We start from the raw sequence: 20,967 nt of genomic DNA on the forward strand, positions 1-20,967 counted from the left end.
TGTAAACTCAACGGGATCGAGCCCCATGGCTATCTGTCCACTGTCCTGACAGCCATCGCTGGCGGACACAAACAAAACGACATCAACAAGTTGCTTCCCTGGAACTATCCCAAGCCCGTGTGACCGGCGCACCGCTTACCGTAATCCGGGCTGCGCGCGGACATCTTCGGGCGGGTTTCAAGCTGGATGGCGATGTCAAAGCGCGTCGAATGAATCATGCCGGTGTATTCGGCGGCTGCGGTCTCGACATTGCGGGTGAGGGTTCCTGCGAACATGGGATGGTTCCTTTTCAGATTGTTCGGTGCCTGACGTTCTTGCCAGCGCATCCGGGATTGCTTTCTCGACCCCTTGAGGGATCACAAATCAGAAAGCCTGCTTTCCTTTCAGCCCCGCCCACGGGTCAGAGCTGCCGTCCGAGTGGGAAGGCCCCCGCGCCTCCGGGTGCTACGCCCCTCCCCTGCCCGTCTGGTCTTGATTGGCTGCCCGAATTTTCAACGCTATCCTCCGACCGCGCGATGAAGAACTCCGCCTCTTTGCCGTTCAACCGTTGCCCTTCCCGGTCGGTCAGACCGATGCAGCTGCCGTTCGGCACATAGGTGATCAGGTACTGCCCAAGCCGGTCCTTGTGGACAACGTAGCCGGTATTGGCCCAATGCACGGTCTGGCCGGCATCGACGGCCGCCTTGATGTCTTCGAGTGTCATGCGATCCTCCTCAAGAAGAATGGTGGGGAAACGACGCAAGAAGCCCGATCTTCCAACCGGGCTTCCATGCAGTATTCGTTTGGCTAACGGCCAAGAGCTGTCAGGCGCTTTGCGTGGCTTGCGTCGCGCGCGACGCCATCCAATCCTTCAGGCCAAGAACCGTTCTTCCGGCGGCGACCTCGGAGGCCCAGGCAACCCTTGGGTCGCCGCAGGGCTCATTGCCGACATGCCGGTCGATGTGGCCATTTGCCATCCATGGCTCAGGCTGGATCCGTCGCAGCCAGTCCGCCATGCTCGGAATGCGGCCCTGGCAGTCTTCACGGATATGCTGCTCGCCGATCCAGCGCACGGGAATGTCCCGACCTGCTCTATTGGTCAGGGACAGGCCGAAGACACGTTCGGCCTCATACAGCCCTTGGGCATGGTGACGCATGGCTCGGTGCGTAAAGAGCGCGAGGTGCTCTTTCGAGGCATCGAACCAGTCATGTATGGACTGATAGTCAGACGGCACCCCGCCGAATTTCCGGGCAGAGCTTTCAGCATGATGAAGCGGATGGGCCATCTCAAAGCCCCTCGTCATAGCTGTGCGAGCATTCGACATAGCGGTCCGCGTGATCGAGGATAATGCTGTCTAGTGCTATGTCCCAGGTCAGCGTGCCGTAGCCGCCCTCGTTGTTTTCGAACCCCGGGTGATGGTGATAGGCGAGCGACCAGGCGAAGTCGCCAACCTCTGTGGCAAGCGCCTCCGGCAGTTGGACCTCTGCAGGCTGCACCGTCACATCCTCGACATTGCCGGAGTCGCCATAGCCTTCGTATTCGGCAGTGACCTCGCTGATGCCGAGCGCACGTAGTTGCGCGAGCAGCTCCGTTCGGGATGCCTTCAATGTGGTTTCGCGCTCTGCACGCCACTGAGCCGCCATCGCGGCATAGTCGATCTGGGGATTGGTCATGGGTCTGTCCTCTCGTCTGAAGTTGGGGGGCCGGGCTTGGCATAGGTCAGCGCGCGCCCGGAAAGCGCAGACCGGGCAAACCCCGATCCGCGACGCCCGGCCCAAAGCCCTCTTTGACTTTTCAGGCGGCTTGTTCTGCAGCTCTAGTGGCTCCCTGCCCAACGATCCGGGCCAGAATGCGGCCCGTGTCGATCCCGTCCCCCTGCGGCAGGAACACCCGCAGCTGGAAGGCGATGATCTCGGTGAAGCAGCCGAGCGCCTTGAGGCCGTCGATCATGCCCCGATCCGCACCGCCAAGCTCAAGGCGCATCTCGCCTGCGACCCGGCGACGGGTCAGGGTCAGACCCCGGCCCAGATCGACAGGTGCGGTGGTGCCTAGGGCGGCGGTCAACATCTCCTGCGGCGTTTGCGGGTTGGAGACGAGGAAGCGGGCGCGCAGCGCGGCCGCCCCTTCCTCGCTCAGCGTGCGCCCGATCATGGCGGTCGCCCCGTCCGGCGTGACGCGGTAGATACGCTCATTGGTGGTCGGAATGTCCTTCCAGATCGGCAGCAGCAGCCCAGTCAGCAGGTAAAGCTTGGTCGTGGTGGTTTTTGGCAGGGATGCAGCCTCGGCATCCCAAAGTCCTGCAAACTCGGGCTTGCCGATGTCTTCCCAGGCAGAGGACGCGAACCGCGTCTCCTCGAGGTAGCTGAACCCGTTGGGCCGCACGGCCTTGCGCATCAGTGTGACGATATCCTCGTCATACATCTGCATGGGCCGCGCCGAGATCAGCGCCGCGCGGCCGGAAGCGCGGTTGACCATGGGCAGCTTGTCGGGATTGCGCGACAGCGCGTCATCCGCCGACAGCACGTGCACCGGGTCCGTCACCTCAAGTCCGATGATCCGCGTGACCGCACCGGATTTCGGGCAGGTCCAGAGATCCTCTGTGGAGACCTGTTCGATCTTTTCGCCGCGCAGGGTTTCCACGCCGAGATCGAGCGTGCCCGCCGCGCGCGCACGTTCCGTCTGATCAGCAATCCGGCGCATGAACTCGGCAAAGAGTGCGTTCTGCATGTGGATGGGCAGGGCAAGCACCCGGTTGAGAAACCGCTGGATCGGGGGAAGCTCCTCAAGAAGCACCCCATCCTTGTCGATCAGCCGCAGGGCCGTCCAGTCGGTGAAGCTCTCGTAGCTCATCGCCTCAGCGCGCCCGGCGGCAAGATCGGCGAAATACCCACGCAGAGCCGCCCGTGCGATCGGGCTTTCGAGATTGTCCTCCTCGCGGAACATGCCTTGCGAGCCGGTCTCGCGCTGACCCTTGGTCAAGGCCCCTAGCTGGTCGAGGCGCTTGGCTATAGTCGAGGTGAAACGCTTTTCGCCATGCACATCTGAGGTGCAGACCCGGAAGAAGGGCGCGCTTACCTGGGCCGAGCGATGCGTACGGCCCAGCCCCTGGATGGCCGCATCGGCGCGCCAGCCGGGCTCCAGCAGGTAGTGCCGCCGCCGTTTCTGGTTCTTCGCCGTTTGCGCCGCGTGATAGGACCGGCCCGTACCGCCCGCGTCGGAGAAGATCAGGATATCCTTTTCGCCGTCCATGAAGGCTTGGGTCTCGGACGAATTGCTGCTGGCGGCGCGCTTCTCGATGAAGAGATGTCCATCCTCGGCCTTGAGGGGCCGGATCGATCGACCCGTGACCTCGGCAACTGCCTCGTCGCCAAAGGCCCAGAGGATCTGATCCAGCGCCGAAGGGATCGGGGCCAGCGTCATCAACTCCATCATGGCCGCATCACGCAGGGCAAGCGCCTCGCGCGAGACGACCAGCGCGCCAGTTTCATCGCGCAAAGGTTCCGCCACCATGTTGCCGTCGATCTCGACCAGCTTTTGCGCATGAATCGGGAAGGCCTGTTCGAGGTATCCCAGAACATAATCGCGCGGCGTCAAGGCACCCTCGACGAGTTCATCCTCCGGGTCCATCGTCTCAAGCCGACGCTTCAACAGGCTCTCACCCGTCGAGACCACCTGGATGACGCAAGCCTTGCCTGCCGCCAGATCGTCCGCGATGGCGTGGATGATGGTCGGGGCCTTCATGCCCATCAGCAGATGATTGAAGAAACGCTGCTTTGTGCTCTCGAAGCGGGACTTGGCCGAGGCGCGTGCTGCCGAGGCATTGGTCTCTCCCGAGGCATCGTTGACGCCGGTGGCTGTCAAAGCGGCTTCGAGATTGTGGTGGATTGTGCGAAAGGCTCCCGCATAGGCGTCGTAGATCTCGATCTGGGCCGGGGTGAGCGCGTGTTCGAGCACGTCATACTCCACGCCATCGAAGCTGAGGGCGCGGGCCGTGTAGAGGCCGAGCGTCTTGAGATCGCGCGCGACCACCTCCATGGCGGCGACACCGCCAGCTTCCATCGCAGAAACGAAGCTCTCGCGGCTTGGGAAGGGGTATTCCGGCCCCTGCCCCCAGAGACCGAGACGCGCGGCATAGGCCAGGTTGTGGACGCTCGTGGCACCCGTGGCCGAGATGTAGAAGACGCGAGCGCGGGGTGCTGCCAGTTGCAGCCGGAGGCCAGCAAGGCCCTGCTGGGAGGGTTTGACCCCCCTGCCCTGCTCCGACCCGGCCGCGTTCTGCATGGCATGGGCCTCATCAAAGGCCAGTACGCCTTCAAAGTCTTCGCCCATCCAGTCGAGGATCTGGCTCAGTCGCGTGGTGCCGCATTTGCCCGCGGACCGCAGCGTGGCGTAGGTGACGAAGAGGATACCGTCACCCATAGGGACGGGCTGGTCCGGTTTCCATTTGGAGAGCGGCTGGATGTCGGCTGGCGAGCCGCCGAGATCGGTCCAGTCGCGGATGGCGTCCTCGATGAGCGTGGCGGATTTGGAGACCCAGATCGCCTTCCTGCGCCCGGAAAGCCAGTTCACGAGAATGAGCCCCGCGCATTCGCGCCCCTTGCCGCAACCGGTGCCGTCGCCGAGGAAATAGCCAAGGCGATAGGCACGTGCATCCGGGTCATCATCGGCGCGCGTCAGCTTGGTCTGGTCGTCATCGATGGTAAACCGACCGGGCAGATCACGCCCATGGGCATCATGCGCCATGATGATGGTCTCGAGCTGCGCCTCGGAGAGATCTCCCTCCTCGACCAACCGTGCGGGCAGGCGCAAGTCATCACGACCCGTATTTGAGGGCATGGGCGGGGCAACCGAGGCCATGGCGATGCTCTCGACGAGCGGGGTGGGATGTTCCTGCGCACCCGCGATCTCGATCCGTTGCGGACGGTAGCGCGCATAGATGTCCGAGATGGGCGTGTTGTCGCGCGGGATATCAAAGCTCGTGAAAGTTAGCGGGACAACGGCATTGGCCCGAGGCTTGGAGGCGGCGACAGGCGCAGCGGCGGTCTTGCGCGGAGCAGAGGATGGAACGGTCAGCCGCCCGTTAGGGATCGCCGCTGCCTGTTGTACGGGCCGCATCTCCGTCCGGGTTGAGGCCACAGCATCGACATATGCCAAGGCTTCATCCAAATCCCGCACAGGGACGCGGATCATTTCGCCGTCCTCCTGCACCTTGTCGAAGACCATCAGCTGGGTTTCGACAGAGGTGCCGAGCTTGCGGTAGACCTGCCCCGGCATCGTCAACGCCAAGCGCGGCGTCAGGAGACCGCAGGCGCGTGACCAATGCGCGGCATCGCGTTCGGGCGCGAATCCCGGCGGCATGATCGCCACCAGGCGCCCACCTGGTGCCAGACGCTTTGCAGCCGCGACGAGATGTTTGGCGGCGATGTGCTTGTCTCGGGAGCGATCGACCGAGGAGGCGAAGGGCGGGTTCATCACCACGACGTCGGGTAGAACCGGCGACTGCAGCAGATCGTCGATATGCTCGCCGTCATGGCCCGTCACCTCGCCGCCGAAAACCGCGCGCAGGAGGCGCTGGCGAAAGGGGTCGATCTCATTGAGCACAACCGTGGCACCGGTTTGGGCAGCGAAAGCAGCCAGGGCACCGGTGCCAGCCGAGGGCTCCAGAACGGTCTCGCCCTTGCGGATCGCCGCAGCCCGCAAGACCAGCGCCGCAAATGGCAGCGGCGTGGAAAACTGCTGCAGCCGGATCTGCTGCTCTGACCGGCGCGTTTCCGTGAGAAGCCGCGAGGCAAGGAGCTTTGCAGCGGCGATGTCACCTGCCGCGCCGTCCCCACCCAGCAGCACCTGGATGGCCGCAGCCTGCATCATGTCATAGGCTATGCGCCAGTCCCAGGCGCCCCCGGCATCGCTGCCAAGAAACGTCTCGCGCATGACGCGCGCGAGCGCTGAGCTGCGCAGGGGTTGGTGGTGGATCTCTGTGCCGATAAGCGCTAGCGCAGAGGCGAGATCGGCTTCGGAGATTGCGAGAGCCGGGTTGGCCGTTCTGGGTTTGGACATGGGGATTTTCCTTTGGATCAGAGTCTGAGTTCCAAAGGACAAAAAGCCCACTTTTGCTTTTCAGGGTGATGGGATCAGACCGCGCTGACCTCCAAGGCTTGGTCAGGACTTGGGTTCGACTTGCCGCTTCGCATCAATCAATGCCTGTGCGGCCTGCATCACCTGAACCTGAGATGTTCCCGAGCGTGCATCCTCCAGCGCGGCCCGCACCTGCGCGCAAAACCACGTGTCATAAGAATTCGCTTCAGCGGCCACGGAAATGCTCCTCGAGCCCGATATCCAGCAGCTTGCCGAGGTCATCGGGCATGTCTGCAACGCGCACAGCAATTGGGAAACGGTGCCCCGTCAGGTCAGGCGCGCATTGCTCCTCTAGCCCGAGGTGCTGCCTATCCTTTTCCGTCTCATTCATTGTGCTTTCTCCAACCGCATTATCAGCCGATGCTACATCTTCCAGCGGGGCGTCGTAAACGATAATGCCAAAGGGTCACAGCAAGCTGGCCCACTTACCGATCGGGCACCGCTTCAAGGGATTTCTCGAACCGCTTGCCTGCCGCTGCAGCTTCTTTCAAGAGCGCGTCGAAATTGTCAGGTGGGTTGCCATCTTCCAGCATCCCTTTGAACGTCGCATAGGCATCCGTCTTGCTGCCATAGGCGCGCAGGGTCTTGTCGTCGTTCACCCATGCCACCACGATGACCTTCGCATCGCTGTTGAACCGGTAGAACAGCCGATACTGCTGGAAGAATTTCGCCCGGAACCAGTGCTTGCGGTGATCGCCGAATGTGCCGCCTTGCCGGAAGGCGGCGGCACCCGGATCTGCCGGTATGGCCTCGGTAACCAGCTTGAAGATGGCGGCCAGCCGTTTCGTCGGGTTTTTCTTGCGCCAGGTCTTAGGATCGCGTGCTTTACGCGCCTCGACCTCGTCAATCAGCCCTTCGAGCTGATCCAGAAAGAGCGGATGCGCATAAATCGACCATCCGTTTACGACAAGGGGCGATTGGGCGGGCACGCTATCGCCGCTCATTCATCCTCGAGCGATAGCGGCGCATCGAGATCGACGTCAACGTCTCCGACCAGTGCTGCAAGACGGTCATGCAAAGCCCCATCGAACGCCCGAATGCGGTCCGGATGCGCCTTGATATCGGCCTCGACAAAATCGAGAAAGGCGCCAAGCGCGGGATCATCCTCGTCGCTGCGCACGGGCTCGATATAGACCCTGCCACTCGGCTCGGTGCAGTAGCGAATCTGGTCGCCCTTGCCCAGCTTGAGCTGCTTGCGCACACCCGCCGGCACGGTCGTCTGATACCGATCCGTGAGTTTCGAGACATCTTGTGCGAGCGCTGTCATGGCAGTCTCCTAAAAGAATGGGGATCTTTGCTACCTGCGATAGGTAATGCATTTGCATTGTCTTGTCAAGATTAGACGCAGGATCTGCTGTCGCCGGGCAGGTCGATGAGCTGTCCGGCGCAGCACCTATTCTCGCCCCGCTAGTCACCCGGAACTGAATTTGCCATCATTGATTTGAGACAAATCAGGGGGCGAGCATGCGTGGACGGGCATCAGTTGCGATAGACCTCAGCGATGAGGAGCGGAGTTTTCTGGAAGCGCAGTTGCGCAGGCACAAGGCGGAGCGGTCGCTTTCGGATCGGTGCCGGATTGTGCTGCGATGCGCAGATGGGTTGACCAGCAAAGAGGTCGCGGCGGAACTTGGTCATGCCGAGCATACAGTCGGGAAATGGCGTAGGCGATTTGCCGAACATCGCATAGAAGGCTTGTCGGACGAATATCGTGCGGGCCGTCCGCGCACAATTTCCGACGCGCAGGTTGCCGAGATCATCAAGCAGACGCTGGAAACGACACCGAAGGACGCAACCCATTGGTCAATTCGGTCAATGGCGGCCGAGACGGGATACTCGCATACGACCATCCGTCGCATTTGGAACGCGTTTGGTTTGCAGCCACATCGCTCGGAGACGTTCAAGCTATCCACCGACCCGCTATTCGTGGACAAGGTGCAAGACGTGGTGGGACTGTATATGTCGCCACCCAACCGGGCTATCGTATTGTGCTTGGACGAAAAGTCCCAAATCCAGGCGCTGGATCGCGAGCAGCCCGTTTTGCCAATGGCACCCGGTGTCGCAGAGCGTCGCACCCATACCTACCTGCGCAATGGGACAACATCACTCTTTGCCGCGCTGGACATCGCGACCGGGGCTGTCGTGGGCAAGTGTTACAAGCGGCACCGCGCGACAGAGTTCCTGGACTTCCTCAAGGAGTTGGACCGCAACCTGCCCGAAGGGCCGGACGTGCATCTGGTGATGGACAACTATGCCACGCACAAGACGCCGAAGGTGAAAGCATGGTTGGCCCGCAGGCCGCATTGGCAGGTGCACTTCACGCCGACATCAGCCAGTTGGCTGAACCAGATCGAACGCTGGTTTGCGGAACTCACTCGAAAGCAAATCCAGCGTGGTGTGCACAGATCCGTCGCTGAATTGGAGGCTGACATCATGGCCTTCATCGATGCGCATAACGATAATCCAAAACCCTACAGATGGGTCAAATCAGCCGACGAAATCCTAACCTCCGTCAAACGCTTCTGCCTCAAGACAATGAACCGAACTTCGATTCCGGGTGACTAGGAACTCCGCCAGCACCGGGCTTGCCGCGCCCTTCGCGGAGCTGAGCAGCTCCGAGCCCGCAAGCGAGGCTTTCGAGAGGCGCACGAGCCCACCGGTTTCCTCGATGCGGTAGCACCGGCGTTTTTGCCGCCCGCGCCTGTAGTGGGTCGCGGTGACGATCTGGCAGGTGCTGCCGTCGGTGAGCGTCACCGGTTTTGCGAGCTTGATCTTGTCACCTTCGTCGTAATCCGGGATCGACGCCCAGTCCCGGCAGCGCTGGCGCCAGTCCTGGGCATAGCTCTCTGGGTCCCTCAATTCCGAGAGCAGCGCCAGAAGGCTGAGCGGAGCGCGCGACTCGTTCGGGCCAGCGCTTTCCTCCATGTCCTTGTAGCCCCAGCAGCCCTCATCGTATCGGGTAAGGAATACGGCGGCGAAAGTGATGGAACCATCCGCATCGGTGACATAGGTCGTGTCTTCGACAGGGGTGCCGTCGATATTTGTGACCTTTGCCGCCGCATACCAAGTCGAACCCACCTTGCAGGCTTTGACCAGTTCCGTCTTGCGCCTTTCGCCCTCGAAGGTGCACAGCCGAGCAATCTCCGCTTTCTCATCCGCGTAGGTCTGGACGCGGCCGTCGGTGTAGAAGAGCCAACCCATTACGCCGCCCTCCGGTCATCGATTTCCATCAGCGCATCGAGCGGCACGCGGTAGGGCTGCATGGCGTCGAAATCCTCGCAATTGCCGCAGTTCTGCACGATCGCGAAGGTGTCGCAGGCATCCTTGAGGATGACCCGGAAGTTGCCGCCAAGACCTGAAGGCACCTCGTAGGTCCCGCCGATGAGATAGTCCGAGGCCCGGCGCACGAAGACACGGATGCTATGGCCATCGGTGGCCAGCCGGATCGCACCCCGCCCCCGGTCGATGAGCACCTGCACGTCATCCAGGATGTCGGTGTAGAACTGGCCGGTCAGATCGCGAAACGCCATGCGGCGCTGCGGCATCCAGTCGGTATCCCGAAACGGGTTCATGCCGTCGGCGAAGGCAAAGGAGGGATCGGCCTGCTCGGTGGTGACGATACGGGTGGTCGTGCCATCGATGCCGTTCGAGCGCAGATGCACACCATTGCCGACGATGAGGATCAGGGCGGGCCTGTCCATGGGCCCGTTCCAGTTGGGCAGGAAGGTTTTGCAGGCGCGCGCATGGGCGATCTGTGCCGCAACAGCGGACGCAGAGAACTTGAGAATAGCCATGAGGATGTCTTTCGGTTGGGTGTGGGAGGGTCGACCCGCGCGGGGAATGCCTCGCGCGGGTCGCATGATGGCTCAGGCCGCTTGCGCGACCTCGCTGTCAGGCTCCGGGGTTTCCGCAGCGGGCTCCGCCTCATCAAAGGCGATACCGGCGGTCTGCATCATCGGCGGGCACCAGGCGGCCACGGCAGCGCGCTGCGCGTCCGTGAGCGTGGCGAAAGGCTCGGCGAAGAGCTTGTCGCAAAAGGCGACGATCTCCTTCTTGCTCGACGAGGCCAGCGTCACCGCCTCCTGGGCCAGGCCCAAATCCTCGCCGAGGATCTTCAGGAGCCAGGCCTTCTTGAAGCGGTTGAAGAGCGCCGCATTCGGCGTCCAATGCGCCCGGATGTCGGGCATGATCTCGATCTCGAAGTCATGCATCAGGCTGTCGCGCTGGCGGTCCCGTGCGAAGCAGGACTGCGTCGTGCTGGCGGTCGCATAGGCGACGAGCTTGGCCTTCTCCCCTGCCTCCAGCGCGCGAAACGCCGCGAACTGATCGGCGGGCGCGCGGGCGTCATCGAGCCACGAGAGATCAAGCGCATCATGCGCCGCCGCCACCTGCTCGAGCGAGGTCTCGTCGATCTCGTCCATCTTGGCATGGCTGCGGTATTCCTTGCGGGCATCGATCTTGATCGCCTGCGTGACACTCATGCCGCTGGCCAGAACATCACTGACCAGCTTGAAGAGCGTCAGATCGAGCGTGGCCTCCGGATGCAGCGCCATCGCGGCGCCGAGGGCCATGGCCCGCTCGGTCTTGAGGTCCTCGGCCAGCGAGGCCGGGTAGGTGATTTCGCCGGCGTCTGGGGCCTCCTCCCCGGTCGGGCTAGCCGAGGAGCCGCGCGCGCCCTCCTCTTTGACGGTGTCTTCCGGGCGGACGAGGCCCACATGGAGCGTGATCTGCCCACCCTGCCACGAGGCGATCACCCCAGACCGCGCGAGGTCCTCGGCGCTGTAGGCCTCCTGCAGATCGCGGGCTTCCTCTTCCAAGGCATCCACGCGATCGTAAAGCGCGTTGTAGGCACCGTCCTCGAGCCCCTCATCCTCCATCTCGAGCTGCAATTTCTCAAGCTCGGCGGTGATCTCATCGATGCGCTTCTGGGCAGCCTCATCCGGCTCGATCGGGCCGGGATAGACGCGGCCGTAGTCGGCCATGGTCGCGTAATCATAGCGCACCATCGCATCGGCCCAGGCAAAGCCCAGCCTCATACGGGCCTCTTCGGCAGCGGCACCGAGCTTCTCGAGCAGGATGGTCTCGACCAGAGCCGCATCCTCAAGCACGGAATGCTCATCCAGCAGATCGGCTGCGACGGCACCGCCACGCGCCTCGTAGTCCGCGCGCACGAAAGCCCCGATATCGTCGCTGACCTGCACGCCGCGGGATTTGAGGGCCTGACGGACGGTATAGGCCTGCAGATAGCCGCCGTCCTTCGTGAGCGCCTCGAAGACCTCGCGCTGCGCCTCCTGGCTTGGATGCTCAGCAAAGGCCTTCATCGTGTCGAGCGTGATCACCTTGCCCCGAGCCGCGGCGCGGATGTCGGGGTGGATCAGGCCATAACGCAACCGGCCTTTCACGGCCGCCACCGTGGTGCCGAAGGTCCTTGCGATCGTCTCGGGCGTTTGGCCATCGACCTCCATCATCCGAGCGAAAGCCTCGAACTCGTCAATGGCGTTCATCGGCGCCTGGGTGACGTTCTCGGCGAGCGACAGCGCCGTGGTGACGTCGCAGTCTTCTGGCACAAGGCGGCAGTCCACCTTGGTCTTCGCCGTGAAGCCCTTGATGGCCTTGTCAGCGACCAGCTCCTTCAGCGCGGCATGCCGCCGGCCACCGGCCAGCACGGCGTATTTGCCGTCGATCTTCTGGACGAGGAGTGGCTGGAGCAGGCCCAGCACAGCGATACTGGCCTTCAGATGCGCGATGTTCTCGGGGTCATAGGTTTCCGGCGCGTTGCTGCGCACATTGGCAGGATGCGGGACCAGATCGCCGATGGCGACGGTGAGAGGGGCAAAGTTCGTGGTCATGGGGTATCCTTCCAGGTGGGTGAGGTGGGGCCCGCGCCTTCACGCGCGTGTCCAATCCCCGGCTTCAGGGATCACTACGACAAAAGGCCCACTTTCCCTTTGAGGGGTCAGCGGGCCTTCATCGTCTCAGATGTCAGGGGGGAGGAGTCCCCTGCCCTACCAGTCGCGCGCCAGCATGATGGTCAGCACGCGCATGGTGGTGGCGGGATTGTCCGGGGTCTCAGCCCCGTAGCGGAAATCCGAATCTGCCTCATAGAGATCGATTTTCCAGAACACGGTCTCTCCCCGGATCTCGACCGCCCCGAAATCGTGCCAGCCTTCCGGGTCATTCTCAGGCTCGAATGTATCGAACTCACCGGTCGCCTTCACCGCCTCGGCCATGAAGCCGTCACCGGCCTCCATAAGCGCGCGGGTGACATGCATGCGGCCCTGGATGGGCTGCGCGGGCGGCACCCCAAGGCACGCGAGCTTGCGAAACGCGTCGTTTTGCGCCGCGATCACGGTCGGATCCGGAAGGTCTGGCTGGGGTTGAACATTCATGGACATGGGGATCTCCTTTGAGAGGTTTGAAACACCCTTCTCAAAGCCCACTTTTCCTTTTCCGCTTGGCGGAGGAACCCGGTCCAAACCTGCCCGAACCAAACAGTTCCAATAGTCCGCTCTGCGGGACAAAGGGTGCATTCGCTGCGGATGCGCAGATGGCTGCTTCAGGTTTGGCGCACCGATAGGACATTGCAGCAGGTCGCGCCGGTTAGTCCGTATAGCTTTGGCAGGCATCAACTCCGTTGGCTGTCGAGGCAAGTAGCTGATCTGCATCACGGATGAGATCGGCGACCCGCCTGTCCGCCAGACGATACCGAACGAAGCGGCCTTTGCTGCGGCGACTGACCAGCCCGCATTCCAGCAGACAGCGCAGATGGTTCGAGACGTTGGGCTGACCCAAACCCGTATGCCCGACGATTTCCTGCACGTTGCGTTCGTCCGACACCAGCGCATCGAGGATCGTCAGACGGCTGGGATCGCTTAGGCCCCGGAAGAGCTTTGCCCGCAGTTCCAGTGTATCGGGTGCCGAAAGATCGTCTTGAATGTTTTGCGCTGTCATATCATTATCCACTGATACGTTAGCAGCGTACCTTTTCGCCCGCCACCACAAAAAGGATCGCACATGAGCCAGCCCGATAACAGCAAGTTGGCGACAGCCTCCTCCCCGATCCGAATGCGGGTGCAAGGCATGGACTGCGCGAAAGATGCCGCCGAGATCGAGCGCGCGGCCCGGTCTGCGGGCGTGGCCGAAGGCGACGTGAAAGTGTCCGCCGCCACCCACATCATGACATTGCGGATCGCGGACGGCGATCTGCCGAAAGTGCGGCCCGCGCTCGACGCGACCGGCTACGGTTTCGAGAAGATCGAGGACGGCGATACATCGTCCGATCCGGCCTACAAGGACCCGAGCTATCGCCGCGCGCTCTGGATCGTGGTCGCGCTCAATCTCGGATACGGCGTGGTCGAAATGTTCGGCGGGTTCCTGTCCGGTTCGCAGGCGCTGAAGGCAGACGCGCTCGATTTTCTGGGCGATGGTGCGATCACGTTTCTGGGCCTGCTCGCCATCGGCTGGAGCCTGACATGGCGGGCGCGGTCGGCGATGATCCAAGGCGTGTTTCTGGGCCTTCTGGGCCTTGGCGTTGTCGGCAGCACGCTCTGGCGTGTCCTCAACCAGACCACGCCAGAAGCCGGGTTGATGGGAGCCTTCGCGGTAGGTGCGCTGATCGTAAACATCCTCGCGGTGCTGCCGCTGCTAAAGCACCGCAAGGGTGATGCCAATATGCGAGCCGTCTGGCTGTTCTCTCGCAACGACGCCATCGGCAACCTCGCCGTGGTCATCGCCGCCGGGCTGGTCGCGTGGCTTGGCAGTGCATGGCCCGACCTGATCGTCGCGTTCGCGATCGCGGGGCTTTTCCTGCATTCGTCGTGGATGATCATCCGCGATGCCCGGAGTGACTTGGTGGAAGCTGGCTAACTCCATCATGGTGCGACGCGCCGGACGAAAGCCGACATTCGCGCGCCCCGCAGCATCGGTGAGTCTGGGCTCGAAGCTGCCATTTTCTGCGTTGCGGAAGAGCATAGGTCATGCTGCCTCAGCGCCCTCCCCTGCCCTGCACGCCTCCGATCTGGCGATCAGATAGTCGCAGGCCCGCTGCGCGTCCGCGGCGTGCCGGAAGATTGCGCCCTTGTCCGACCGAAGAACGCGCAACCAGTTGTGGAGGTAGGCGGCATTCATCTCGAGCGTATGCGCGGTAAAGCCCAGCGTCTGACCCAGGAACACCGAGGTCAATTCCGCGACGATCTCCTCGCGAGCATAGGACGTGTTGCCAAACTTCGAGAACCCGAAATCGCGGTTCAGCCGATGGGGGGCTTTTGTGGCATGGGCCAGCTCATGGGCCCAGACCCCGTAGAAATTGCGCGGGTCCTGAAACCGCGTGATGGACGGCATGTAGACCTTGTCCACGGGGGGCAAATAGTACGCCTCCGTGCCCGTGAAGACGGTTGTGATGTCGATGGCATCGAAAAACGCTTGCATGTGCGGGATGGGCTCGGACGGCGGATGCTCGGGCACGGGCTCCGGGTCAGGGTAGAAACTGTCGGGCAAGCCCTCGATCTGGCAGGCATTGAACACGCGGTAGGATTTCTGGAAGCGGAAGATGCGGGCTTCCTCGGAGTGATCATCCCCGCTGCTACGGTCGTCCTCGCCATCGGCGTCTTTCCGGCTTTGGCCGTAGTAGACAACGACAGAGGACTTCTCGCCTTTGCGCACCTTCGCGTCCAAGGCATTGGCCTGAGGCAGCGTCATCCAGAAGGGCGAGCTGTGGCCCGCCATCACGGTGCGCATCGTCAGCAGGAAGTTGTTGACCCCCTGGTAGGGCTCACCCCCCACGCGCAGGGGGCGAGAGCTGCCGCCTGCGGTCCAGGGCTTTCGCCAGGGCAGGACGCCGCGCTCAATGATACGGATGATTTCGTTTGTGATGACCTCGGAGGCATCGAATTTGGGCGTGCGGGATCGGGCCATGGCTGGCCTCCTTTCGAGTTTTAATGAGAGGGAATGGTGATCAGGCTGACTGACGGGGCCGCGGATCGTTGAGGATCCTCGCGCCGAGCTCTTCAACCATGTCGATGTAGTCGGTCAGCGAGACGGACCTGCCAGGACCGCAAGGGTCAGGGTCGACCGATCCGTCCCGCGCCACGCACGGCAAGTTCGCGAAGGCGACGACGTCACTGATGGGCCGGATATCGATGAACGGGGTCCCTCGTGCGACCGCGAGGGCGGCCAAGGGAAAGCGCTCGATGGGCGCGAGAGTCGAAACGGTGGTCCAACCGAGATGGAGGAATGTCCCACCCTCCCCGCAGATCACGTGCGCGTTTGGCAATGACGCCGCCTGCTTCAGATAGCCGAGATCACGCAGGACGGTCTGGCGTTCGAGCCGCTGTGCCAGCGCCGTCTGGCCAGTTCGGCGCAGCTCTCTATGCCGCCACCAGGAGGCGGCGGTTGCGCGGAGCACGCGCAAGACACTTGATTGCATAGGAATGCCCTTCATCCGGAACGGCAGACCGGAACCCGGCCCGGACCCATCTGAGGGACCCCAAAGGCCCTCATCCGTCAGTCACAAAACCCGAAGAACACTTTCTCTTTTTCCGGCCCCTTTGGGCACACAACAAAACCGAAAAGCCCGGCCCTTCTGCCGAAGCCATTGATTTCATGCAGCAATTCCAGATCGGCAACGCATATCGGCAAAACCTTGCTTGAAAGTACGAAATGTGTTTATTTTTCAATTACTTTGCAAACATGGAAGATCGGCAAAAATGCTGGAAACACCCGCCAGGATCGAACCCTGCTTCTTCGAGGAGCATATTCCCACAGAACTGGCAGACCTTTCGGTCGACATCCAGAGGGAAGCCACCGGGCTGGGACAAGGGTTGCATCCTGACAGCGCAGCCGAGCTTGCCGATCTCGTCCGCGTGATGAACTGCTACTACTCCAACCTGATCGAAGGACACAACACGCGCCCCCGCGACATCGAAAGGGCGCTGGCGGGCGCCGAGCTTGAGGAAGAAACCCGTCCCCTCGCCCTTGAGGCCCGAGCGCACGTCATCGTTCAACGGGCCATCGACGAGATGCATCGCAAGGGCACCCTGCCCCGCCCCACATCCGTCGAATTCCTGACTTGGGTCCATAAGAGCTTCTACGAAGAGATGCCGGATGAGTTTCGGGTCATCGAACATCCCGACGGCACACAAGAGCCCATCGTTCCGGGACGCATGCGCCAGGATGATGATCGGGAAGTTGCGGTCGGGCGCCACCTACCTCCTTCATCGTCGCGCGTCGCGGCATTCATGGACCATTTCGACAAACGATTTCAGATTGCGGCGCGGTCTTCGAGCGGACGGATCATCGCGATCGCCTCTGCACATCACCGGCTCAACTACATCCACCCTTTCCCGGATGGGAACGGTCGTGTCAGCAGACTGATGTCTCATGCCATGGCCCTCACAGCGGGGATTGGTGGCCAAGGGCTCTGGTCCGTATCACGTGGGCTGGCCCGCGGGCTAACCGATCGGGGCGAGTACAAACGGATGATGGATCTGGCCGACAGTCCACGCCGCGGAGACCGCGACGGACGGGGGAACCTGTCAGAAGCGGCACTGAAGACGTTTAGTGAATGGTTCCTAAAGGTGACGCTCGACCAGATCACCTTCTCAGCAAGATTGTTCGATCTCGGCGGACTAGACCAACGGTATCGTCGTCTTGTTGCAGATACCATCGATGACAAGCGAGCGCCGGAACTAATCTCGGCGGTTCTTCGTCATGGGGCACTGGAACGAGGCGATGCGCAGATTGTGCTCAAGACGTCCGAGCGTACTGCTCGCAACACGCTGAGTAAACTGACCGCCGCCGGATACATGACGTCCGCCTCGCCGAAGACGCCAGTACGGTTGGCGTTTCCGTTGGATTATAGAGAGCGGCTCTTTCCAAACCTCTTTGGAGACGGTGACATGCCCGTGTGACTGGCAACCGAAGCACCCTGTTTCTGGCCAAGTCCGCGAGCGAAGCCTCTGACCGTGTTGGAAAGAAGTTCACAGCTGTGAACTATCCCGAGCTATCCTACTTGTCAGCCGAGTTCACAGCTGTGAACTCATCATGCAGCATCCCGCCGCATCAAGGCCATGATCATCGGACCGCAGGAGAACTCCCCAATTGCTGCCTTTGAAGATAGGGTTCTCAAGTAGCCTCCAGGTGATCGGATATCCGCAAACCGTTCAAGCATTGCAACGATCACAACAGACGCTTCTTCGGGACCCATATAGCGTTTCGCCTCGTCCCACGCGGACGGGGAAATACCCATCATGGGCCTGACCACATCAGCCACCCGGACCAGATCGTGCCAGTGGCGCACGGGCTGCTCGGAATACGCTTTGAATTCCTGACAGGAAGCGAGGACGAGACCAAGCGGTATGTTCGGCATCAGTTGATCGTCAATAGTTGCCGTTGAGTTGCCCTCATCTTCAGAACACAGATGACTATTGGCAACTTCTGGAGTTTCGCGCACAGCGCCTCCGCCCCGCGCTTTTTCTAAGCGAGGTTCAAGATCATAAGAGTCTTTATTTGAATTCTGATAGTGCTGCTCAGAAACAGCATCATTGGTGCTCATATTTTCTGTTTCACAGCCATCCAGAAGGCTTCGGGCGTGATCTAAAGCTGACCCCAAAGCGTCTTCGATGCGCCTAAGGTCTTCCATTTCGAGTTTTCTGCGAAGATCTCGGGCCATTAGGGCCGCAAGATCAGAGAATTGGTCCCAGACGCCCTGATCCGGACGAAGTGAGCGCCCGTACTCGGCCAGCCCTGCGAGGTCACGCCGCATGAGGCTCACAGTGGCACGTAAGCGCTTGTACCGCTCTTCTGCGGCCCGGACGGTCTCAGCGGCCTCACAAACCTCCTGGAAGCGTCGAACGAGCGGAGAGAGGTCGAACCCAAACGCAACCTTTTCGTCGCCGTAGCGGCGGGCATAGCGCTTCCCATTGGGGCTATCGCGCCGGACAACAAAGCCAGTCTGCACAAGGTTGGAGAGGTGGCGCCGCATCGTCGAGCAGGGCATGCCGTTCAGGCGCTCGCAAATCGCCTTGTTGGACGGATGTACAATCAATTCGCTGTCATTGCCTCCGAGAATTGTCGCTTGGTGAAAGCTGACCAGCGCCTGAAGCACCGTCAAATCCCGATCGGACAAGCCGAACGCGACTCGAGCGGCAGCGAGCTCCCTCAGGACCTCCCACTTGTTGGCGCCGGCTGGGGGCAGGTCTTCTTGGGTCGCTGCCTGATGTTTCAGGATGGCAGCATCTATCGTTCGCCGGAACGGCGTTACGGGCGTGTAGTCCATTTTGTCATTCACGAAGACAAAAATATCCCGGTCCGCGAATCACTTTGGACTTGCGGAAAATAGCTCCGGACACTACCTTGAAGGTGCTAGAAACAAGTTAGGGTCTCGTGGAGTGGTCGCTTTGCGGGACCTTTTCTTTTGCCTTTTCGTGCCTCCTTCTTTGATTTCTGCTCTTCCTCAGTCTTCCGACCGCTGCTTCCAGCGTTCGTGAAGGTCTTCAATCATGTCATGCACTTGCGTCTCGACCCAATCGGCGAAGTCTCCACCCGCCAACTCGATCGATAGGCCCTTGGCAGTGCGTTTGACCGTGCCGCCGCGTTTGCCGCCGATCTTCAGCGGGACGCTGGAAGGTGGGGCAGGGGAGGGCGACTTGGCCGGTTTAATCGCCTTGGTCACAGCCTTTTCTACGGCCAGGAACGCTTGGATGGACGGGTCATTGGTAGAGGCAACGTCATCCACCACCATGGAGGTCTCGGCATTTTCACGTGCCTCTTTCGCGATCCCGATAAGGTCCTCGCAGTCCAGACCATTTTCGTCGATGGCCCGACCAAGGGATTCCCATCGGGGTCGGCCAATGCCATGGGCGGCGCCAATGGCGCGTACCAGATCCGGCCCGACCATGTCCGCGATCGCGATCGCCATAGATATGGACGACTTCGTGACGGTAAGAATTTCTGCAACCTGAGATTGATTTCCGAAGCCGGACGACACAAGGTCCTTTGCGAACAGGGCCTTTTCAATAAAAGACAAATCGCGCCGCCCCATGTTCTCCGAAATCTGAGCACGCAGAGCGCTGTCGTCATCCAGGTTGGTGACTAACACGCGAACCTTGGTAACCTTATCGGACTGACGGATCGCCTCCAGCCTGCGTCGCCCATAGACCAAAAGGTAGCGATCATCTTCACCCGGCGCACGTCGCACGAGGATCGGAACAGTCTGACCGTTCGCCTCAATCGCATCGCGCAAATCCAGTACATCGGCCGGGTCAAGCCGGTCCGCCATACGCCCGTCTTCGATGCTCGCCGGGTCCAGTTCCCAAACATGATGGGAATCGACCGCGTCGCGGGCGGACCGAAGGGCGCGATTCGAGGTCATCATCGGTGTCACAGCACCTGTCTGAGGGGCAGGGGAGGGGGCCCCAGCTGCCGCGAGACTGTCCAGCATTGACATGCGCTTCTTCTTGCCACTGGTCATGTGCGCCCCCAGGTTTTCTGGATTAGGTCGGCGATCTCGTCATTCAGCGTATTCAGGCTCTCAATCGCGCGATCATAGGTGGAACGCGTGAACGCGCTGCGTTCCACTTCATAAAGTGTCTGCTTGGTCAGGCCCGCATCTGAGATGGCTGTAGACTTCAACATGGGCGAATTCAGCACGGCTTCGCCGTACATTGTTCGCAGGAAAGCCACGATGCGGTTCTGCGGCGCATCCTGCGGCTCGTAGCGGGTCAAAACATAGCGCATCCAGTCATGAGACATGTCAGCGCCGCTCTCGGCAATCACGTCCATGAGGTCGGCTGTCATGCGGAGGAATTGCGACATGGACATCACATCGAGCATCTCTGGATGGATGGTCACCAGAACGCCCGTGGCCGCGGACAGGGCGGACATGGTCAGAAAGCCAAGCTGCGGCGGGCAATCTATGACGACCACGTCGTAGTCCTCATCGACCTGGGCCAGCGCCTCCTTCACGCGGAAGAAGAAAAGTCCGGCATTGCCCTGCGCCAGCGCGCGCGGGGTGTCGTGCTCGAACTCCATCAATTCGAGGTTGCCGGGGATCAAGTCCAAATTGGGGATATAGGTCTTGCGGATGACCGACCGGATCGGCTCCGGGTCCTCATAGCGGATCGCATCGTAGAGAGTGCCGCCATCTTCGAGGTCCAATTCCGGCTGAACGCCGTGCAGCGCGGTGAAGGAAGCTTGTGGGTCAAGATCAATGCCCAGCACACGATATCCGCGCAGGGCAAGCCGTTGGGCGAGATGGGCAGAGGTTGTTGTTTTTCCGGACCCGCCCTTGAAATTCATCACGCCGATGACCTGAAGATGATCACCCTCTCGTCGTCCGGGAACGTAATCGCCCGGCTTGCGAGCGGTTTTTTCAAGGAGCACACGCAGCGCTTGGATATCCTGCGCCGAGTAAAGACGACGGTTGCCGGCGGTCAGCTCGGGAGAAGGCCCTTTGCCATCCAAGTTGAGTTTGCGAAGATAGGAATCGTTTACGCCGAGCAGCGCCGCAGCCTCACCAGAGGTGAATTTGCGCATGGTCTTCTCGGCATCGGGTGGAAACAGGCTCTCACGTTGCGAATGCAACTGGTTCGCCAGCCATTCCGAATGCTGGCGGATCACCGCGTTGAGATCCTCATGCACAAAGGTATTATCCATCTGCCCTCTCGCTTCCGAGACATCGCGTCTTTGGCGTGTTCACGGAAATTGACGTTTTTTGCCTCGTTTCCGTGACTATTGGCGCAAGAGTCGGATTCGCGCAAGGTTTTTCCACATCTAGTGGGCGGGTCGTCACCGAACACAAGGCTGTTAGGCTTCCTGCTGCATGGTGTAACGCACCGCATCTCACGAAAAGGGACAGG

Annotated in this window: 22 protein-coding genes and 1 pseudogene; 4 read left to right on the top strand and 19 right to left on the bottom strand. The window is 61.3% G+C overall.

Annotation, left to right across the window (positions count from 1 at the left end; all coding sequences use genetic code 11):
* On the top strand, positions 1-123 hold a 123-nt coding region (locus ACG74X_RS16820; protein ID WP_411234979.1), incomplete at its 5' end, for a transposase domain-containing protein.
* Here the strand turns inward: ACG74X_RS16820 and ACG74X_RS16825 are convergent.
* The 9 genes and pseudogenes from ACG74X_RS16825 to ACG74X_RS16865 form a co-directional block, all read right to left on the bottom strand.
* Positions 114-275, bottom strand: a pseudogene (locus ACG74X_RS16825) (chromosome partitioning protein ParB); the annotation flags it as partial. The gene ACG74X_RS16820 and the pseudogene ACG74X_RS16825 sit on opposite strands and share 10 nt — an antisense overlap.
* Positions 276-400: 125 nt before the next feature.
* The gene (locus ACG74X_RS16830; protein ID WP_411236363.1) at positions 401-703 is read right to left on the bottom strand and encodes a hypothetical protein; all 303 of its coding nucleotides are present in this window, start codon (positions 701-703) and stop codon (positions 401-403) included.
* A gap of 100 nt (positions 704-803) precedes the next feature.
* Positions 804-1,265: a DUF6915 family protein gene (locus ACG74X_RS16835; protein WP_100269191.1), complete on the bottom strand. Its 462-nt coding sequence runs from the start codon at positions 1,263-1,265 to the stop codon at positions 804-806.
* Position 1,266: 1 nt separating this feature from the next.
* Positions 1,267-1,653, bottom strand: a complete 387-nt coding sequence (locus tag ACG74X_RS16840; protein WP_037240036.1) for a DUF6878 family protein — start codon at positions 1,651-1,653, stop codon at positions 1,267-1,269.
* Between the two features lie 121 nt (positions 1,654-1,774).
* A complete protein-coding gene (locus tag ACG74X_RS16845) occupies positions 1,775-6,037 on the bottom strand; it encodes a strawberry notch-like NTP hydrolase domain-containing protein (protein ID WP_411236364.1) in 4,263 nt (1,420 codons plus the stop codon).
* 102 nt (positions 6,038-6,139) lie between these two features.
* Entirely contained in the window at positions 6,140-6,292 is a 153-nt protein-coding gene (locus ACG74X_RS16850; RefSeq protein ID WP_411236365.1) for a StaA, read from the bottom strand.
* Positions 6,282-6,446 (bottom strand): hypothetical protein, encoded by a 165-nt coding sequence (locus ACG74X_RS16855; RefSeq protein ID WP_009819683.1) that lies wholly within the window; start codon positions 6,444-6,446, stop codon positions 6,282-6,284. The genes ACG74X_RS16850 and ACG74X_RS16855 overlap by 11 nt, the downstream gene beginning before the upstream one ends.
* Positions 6,447-6,540: 94 nt before the next feature.
* Positions 6,541-7,059 carry a type II toxin-antitoxin system YhaV family toxin gene (locus tag ACG74X_RS16860; RefSeq protein ID WP_411236367.1) on the bottom strand — a complete coding sequence of 173 codons (519 nt, stop codon included), beginning with the start codon at positions 7,057-7,059 and terminating at the stop codon, positions 6,541-6,543.
* Positions 7,056-7,382, bottom strand: coding sequence for a type II toxin-antitoxin system PrlF family antitoxin (locus tag ACG74X_RS16865; RefSeq protein ID WP_036562940.1), 327 nt, complete (start codon positions 7,380-7,382; stop codon positions 7,056-7,058). Before ACG74X_RS16865 ends, ACG74X_RS16860 begins: the two co-directional genes overlap by 4 nt.
* Before the next feature lie 197 nt (positions 7,383-7,579).
* Here ACG74X_RS16865 and ACG74X_RS16870 point away from each other — a divergent pair, with 197 nt between their 5' ends.
* On the top strand, positions 7,580-8,677 hold the full coding sequence (locus ACG74X_RS16870; protein ID WP_209226966.1) for an IS630 family transposase: 1,098 nt from the start codon (positions 7,580-7,582) through the stop codon (positions 8,675-8,677).
* Here ACG74X_RS16870 and ACG74X_RS16875 read toward each other — a convergent pair.
* The 5 genes from ACG74X_RS16875 to ACG74X_RS16895 all read right to left on the bottom strand — a co-directional run bounded on the left by ACG74X_RS16875 (position 8,615) and on the right by ACG74X_RS16895 (position 13,063).
* Positions 8,615-9,313 (bottom strand): DUF6927 domain-containing protein, encoded by a 699-nt coding sequence (locus ACG74X_RS16875; protein ID WP_209226965.1) that lies wholly within the window; start codon positions 9,311-9,313, stop codon positions 8,615-8,617. The genes ACG74X_RS16870 and ACG74X_RS16875 overlap by 63 nt on opposite strands.
* The gene (locus ACG74X_RS16880; RefSeq protein WP_411236368.1) at positions 9,313-9,906 is read right to left on the bottom strand and encodes a regulator; all 594 of its coding nucleotides are present in this window, start codon (positions 9,904-9,906) and stop codon (positions 9,313-9,315) included. Before ACG74X_RS16880 ends, ACG74X_RS16875 begins: the two co-directional genes overlap by 1 nt.
* 72 nt (positions 9,907-9,978) lie before the next feature.
* Positions 9,979-11,961: a ParB/RepB/Spo0J family partition protein gene (locus ACG74X_RS16885; RefSeq protein ID WP_411236369.1), complete on the bottom strand. Its 1,983-nt coding sequence runs from the start codon at positions 11,959-11,961 to the stop codon at positions 9,979-9,981.
* 156 nt (positions 11,962-12,117) lie between these two features.
* Positions 12,118-12,507: a DUF3768 domain-containing protein gene (locus ACG74X_RS16890; protein WP_411236370.1), complete on the bottom strand. Its 390-nt coding sequence runs from the start codon at positions 12,505-12,507 to the stop codon at positions 12,118-12,120.
* A 205-nt stretch (positions 12,508-12,712) separates the two neighbouring features.
* A complete protein-coding gene (locus tag ACG74X_RS16895; RefSeq protein ID WP_007803330.1) occupies positions 12,713-13,063 on the bottom strand; it encodes an ArsR/SmtB family transcription factor in 351 nt (116 codons plus the stop codon).
* A gap of 63 nt (positions 13,064-13,126) precedes the next feature.
* On the opposite strand from ACG74X_RS16895, the gene ACG74X_RS16900 reads away from it, so the two are divergent.
* On the top strand, positions 13,127-13,978 hold the full coding sequence (locus ACG74X_RS16900) for a cation diffusion facilitator family transporter (protein ID WP_411236373.1): 852 nt from the start codon (positions 13,127-13,129) through the stop codon (positions 13,976-13,978).
* A 108-nt stretch (positions 13,979-14,086) separates the two neighbouring features.
* Here the strand turns inward: ACG74X_RS16900 and ACG74X_RS16905 are convergent, their stop codons facing one another.
* Both ACG74X_RS16905 and ACG74X_RS16910 read right to left on the bottom strand, forming a co-directional pair.
* Positions 14,087-15,025, bottom strand: a complete 939-nt coding sequence (locus ACG74X_RS16905; RefSeq protein WP_064260190.1) for an ArdC family protein — start codon at positions 15,023-15,025, stop codon at positions 14,087-14,089.
* Between the two features lie 40 nt (positions 15,026-15,065).
* Positions 15,066-15,536 carry a hypothetical protein gene (locus ACG74X_RS16910; protein WP_411236375.1) on the bottom strand — a complete coding sequence of 157 codons (471 nt, stop codon included), beginning with the start codon at positions 15,534-15,536 and terminating at the stop codon, positions 15,066-15,068.
* Between the two features lie 280 nt (positions 15,537-15,816).
* Here ACG74X_RS16910 and ACG74X_RS16915 point away from each other — a divergent pair, with 280 nt between their 5' ends.
* A complete protein-coding gene (locus tag ACG74X_RS16915) occupies positions 15,817-17,019 on the top strand; it encodes a Fic family protein (protein WP_411236377.1) in 1,203 nt (400 codons plus the stop codon).
* Between the two features lie 131 nt (positions 17,020-17,150).
* On the opposite strand, the gene repC is transcribed toward ACG74X_RS16915, so the two are convergent.
* The 3 genes from repC to repA form a co-directional block, all read right to left on the bottom strand.
* A complete protein-coding gene (repC, locus tag ACG74X_RS16920; RefSeq protein WP_012187363.1) occupies positions 17,151-18,386 on the bottom strand; it encodes a plasmid replication protein RepC in 1,236 nt (411 codons plus the stop codon).
* A 177-nt stretch (positions 18,387-18,563) separates the two neighbouring features.
* On the bottom strand, positions 18,564-19,580 hold the full coding sequence (gene repB / locus ACG74X_RS16925) for a plasmid partitioning protein RepB (protein WP_411236379.1): 1,017 nt from the start codon (positions 19,578-19,580) through the stop codon (positions 18,564-18,566).
* On the bottom strand, positions 19,577-20,764 hold the full coding sequence (repA, locus tag ACG74X_RS16930) for a plasmid partitioning protein RepA (protein WP_027263652.1): 1,188 nt from the start codon (positions 20,762-20,764) through the stop codon (positions 19,577-19,579). The genes repB and repA overlap by 4 nt, the downstream gene beginning before the upstream one ends.
* Positions 20,765-20,967 lie beyond the last annotated feature (203 nt).

It is taken from the genome of Marivita sp. S0852 (genome assembly GCF_046591575.1).
Taxonomy (GTDB): domain Bacteria; phylum Pseudomonadota; class Alphaproteobacteria; order Rhodobacterales; family Rhodobacteraceae; genus Marivita.

Bases quoted from the DNA above. Each gene is read 5' to 3' on its own strand.
- ACG74X_RS16830 (WP_411236363.1), bottom strand. From the start codon at position 703: ATGACACTCGAAGACATCAAGGCGGCCGTCGATGCCGGCCAGACCGTG.
- ACG74X_RS16835 (WP_100269191.1), bottom strand. From the start codon at position 1,265: ATGGCCCATCCGCTTCATCATGCTGAAAGCTCTGCCCGGAAATTCGGC.
- ACG74X_RS16840 (WP_037240036.1), bottom strand. From the start codon at position 1,653: ATGACCAATCCCCAGATCGACTATGCCGCGATGGCGGCTCAGTGGCGT.
- ACG74X_RS16845 (WP_411236364.1), bottom strand. From the start codon at position 6,037: ATGTCCAAACCCAGAACGGCCAACCCGGCTCTCGCAATCTCCGAAGCC.
- ACG74X_RS16855 (WP_009819683.1), bottom strand. From the start codon at position 6,446: ATGAATGAGACGGAAAAGGATAGGCAGCACCTCGGGCTAGAGGAGCAA.
- ACG74X_RS16860 (WP_411236367.1), bottom strand. From the start codon at position 7,059: ATGAGCGGCGATAGCGTGCCCGCCCAATCGCCCCTTGTCGTAAACGGA.
- ACG74X_RS16865 (WP_036562940.1), bottom strand. From the start codon at position 7,382: ATGACAGCGCTCGCACAAGATGTCTCGAAACTCACGGATCGGTATCAG.
- ACG74X_RS16870 (WP_209226966.1), top strand. From the start codon at position 7,580: ATGCGTGGACGGGCATCAGTTGCGATAGACCTCAGCGATGAGGAGCGG.
- ACG74X_RS16875 (WP_209226965.1), bottom strand. From the start codon at position 9,313: ATGGGTTGGCTCTTCTACACCGACGGCCGCGTCCAGACCTACGCGGAT.
- ACG74X_RS16880 (WP_411236368.1), bottom strand. From the start codon at position 9,906: ATGGCTATTCTCAAGTTCTCTGCGTCCGCTGTTGCGGCACAGATCGCC.
- ACG74X_RS16885 (WP_411236369.1), bottom strand. From the start codon at position 11,961: ATGACCACGAACTTTGCCCCTCTCACCGTCGCCATCGGCGATCTGGTC.
- ACG74X_RS16890 (WP_411236370.1), bottom strand. From the start codon at position 12,507: ATGTCCATGAATGTTCAACCCCAGCCAGACCTTCCGGATCCGACCGTG.
- ACG74X_RS16895 (WP_007803330.1), bottom strand. From the start codon at position 13,063: ATGACAGCGCAAAACATTCAAGACGATCTTTCGGCACCCGATACACTG.
- ACG74X_RS16900 (WP_411236373.1), top strand. From the start codon at position 13,127: ATGAGCCAGCCCGATAACAGCAAGTTGGCGACAGCCTCCTCCCCGATC.
- ACG74X_RS16905 (WP_064260190.1), bottom strand. From the start codon at position 15,025: ATGGCCCGATCCCGCACGCCCAAATTCGATGCCTCCGAGGTCATCACA.
- ACG74X_RS16910 (WP_411236375.1), bottom strand. From the start codon at position 15,536: ATGCAATCAAGTGTCTTGCGCGTGCTCCGCGCAACCGCCGCCTCCTGG.
- ACG74X_RS16915 (WP_411236377.1), top strand. From the start codon at position 15,817: ATGCTGGAAACACCCGCCAGGATCGAACCCTGCTTCTTCGAGGAGCAT.
- repC (WP_012187363.1), bottom strand. From the start codon at position 18,386: ATGGACTACACGCCCGTAACGCCGTTCCGGCGAACGATAGATGCTGCC.
- repB (WP_411236379.1), bottom strand. From the start codon at position 19,580: ATGACCAGTGGCAAGAAGAAGCGCATGTCAATGCTGGACAGTCTCGCG.
- repA (WP_027263652.1), bottom strand. From the start codon at position 20,764: ATGGATAATACCTTTGTGCATGAGGATCTCAACGCGGTGATCCGCCAG.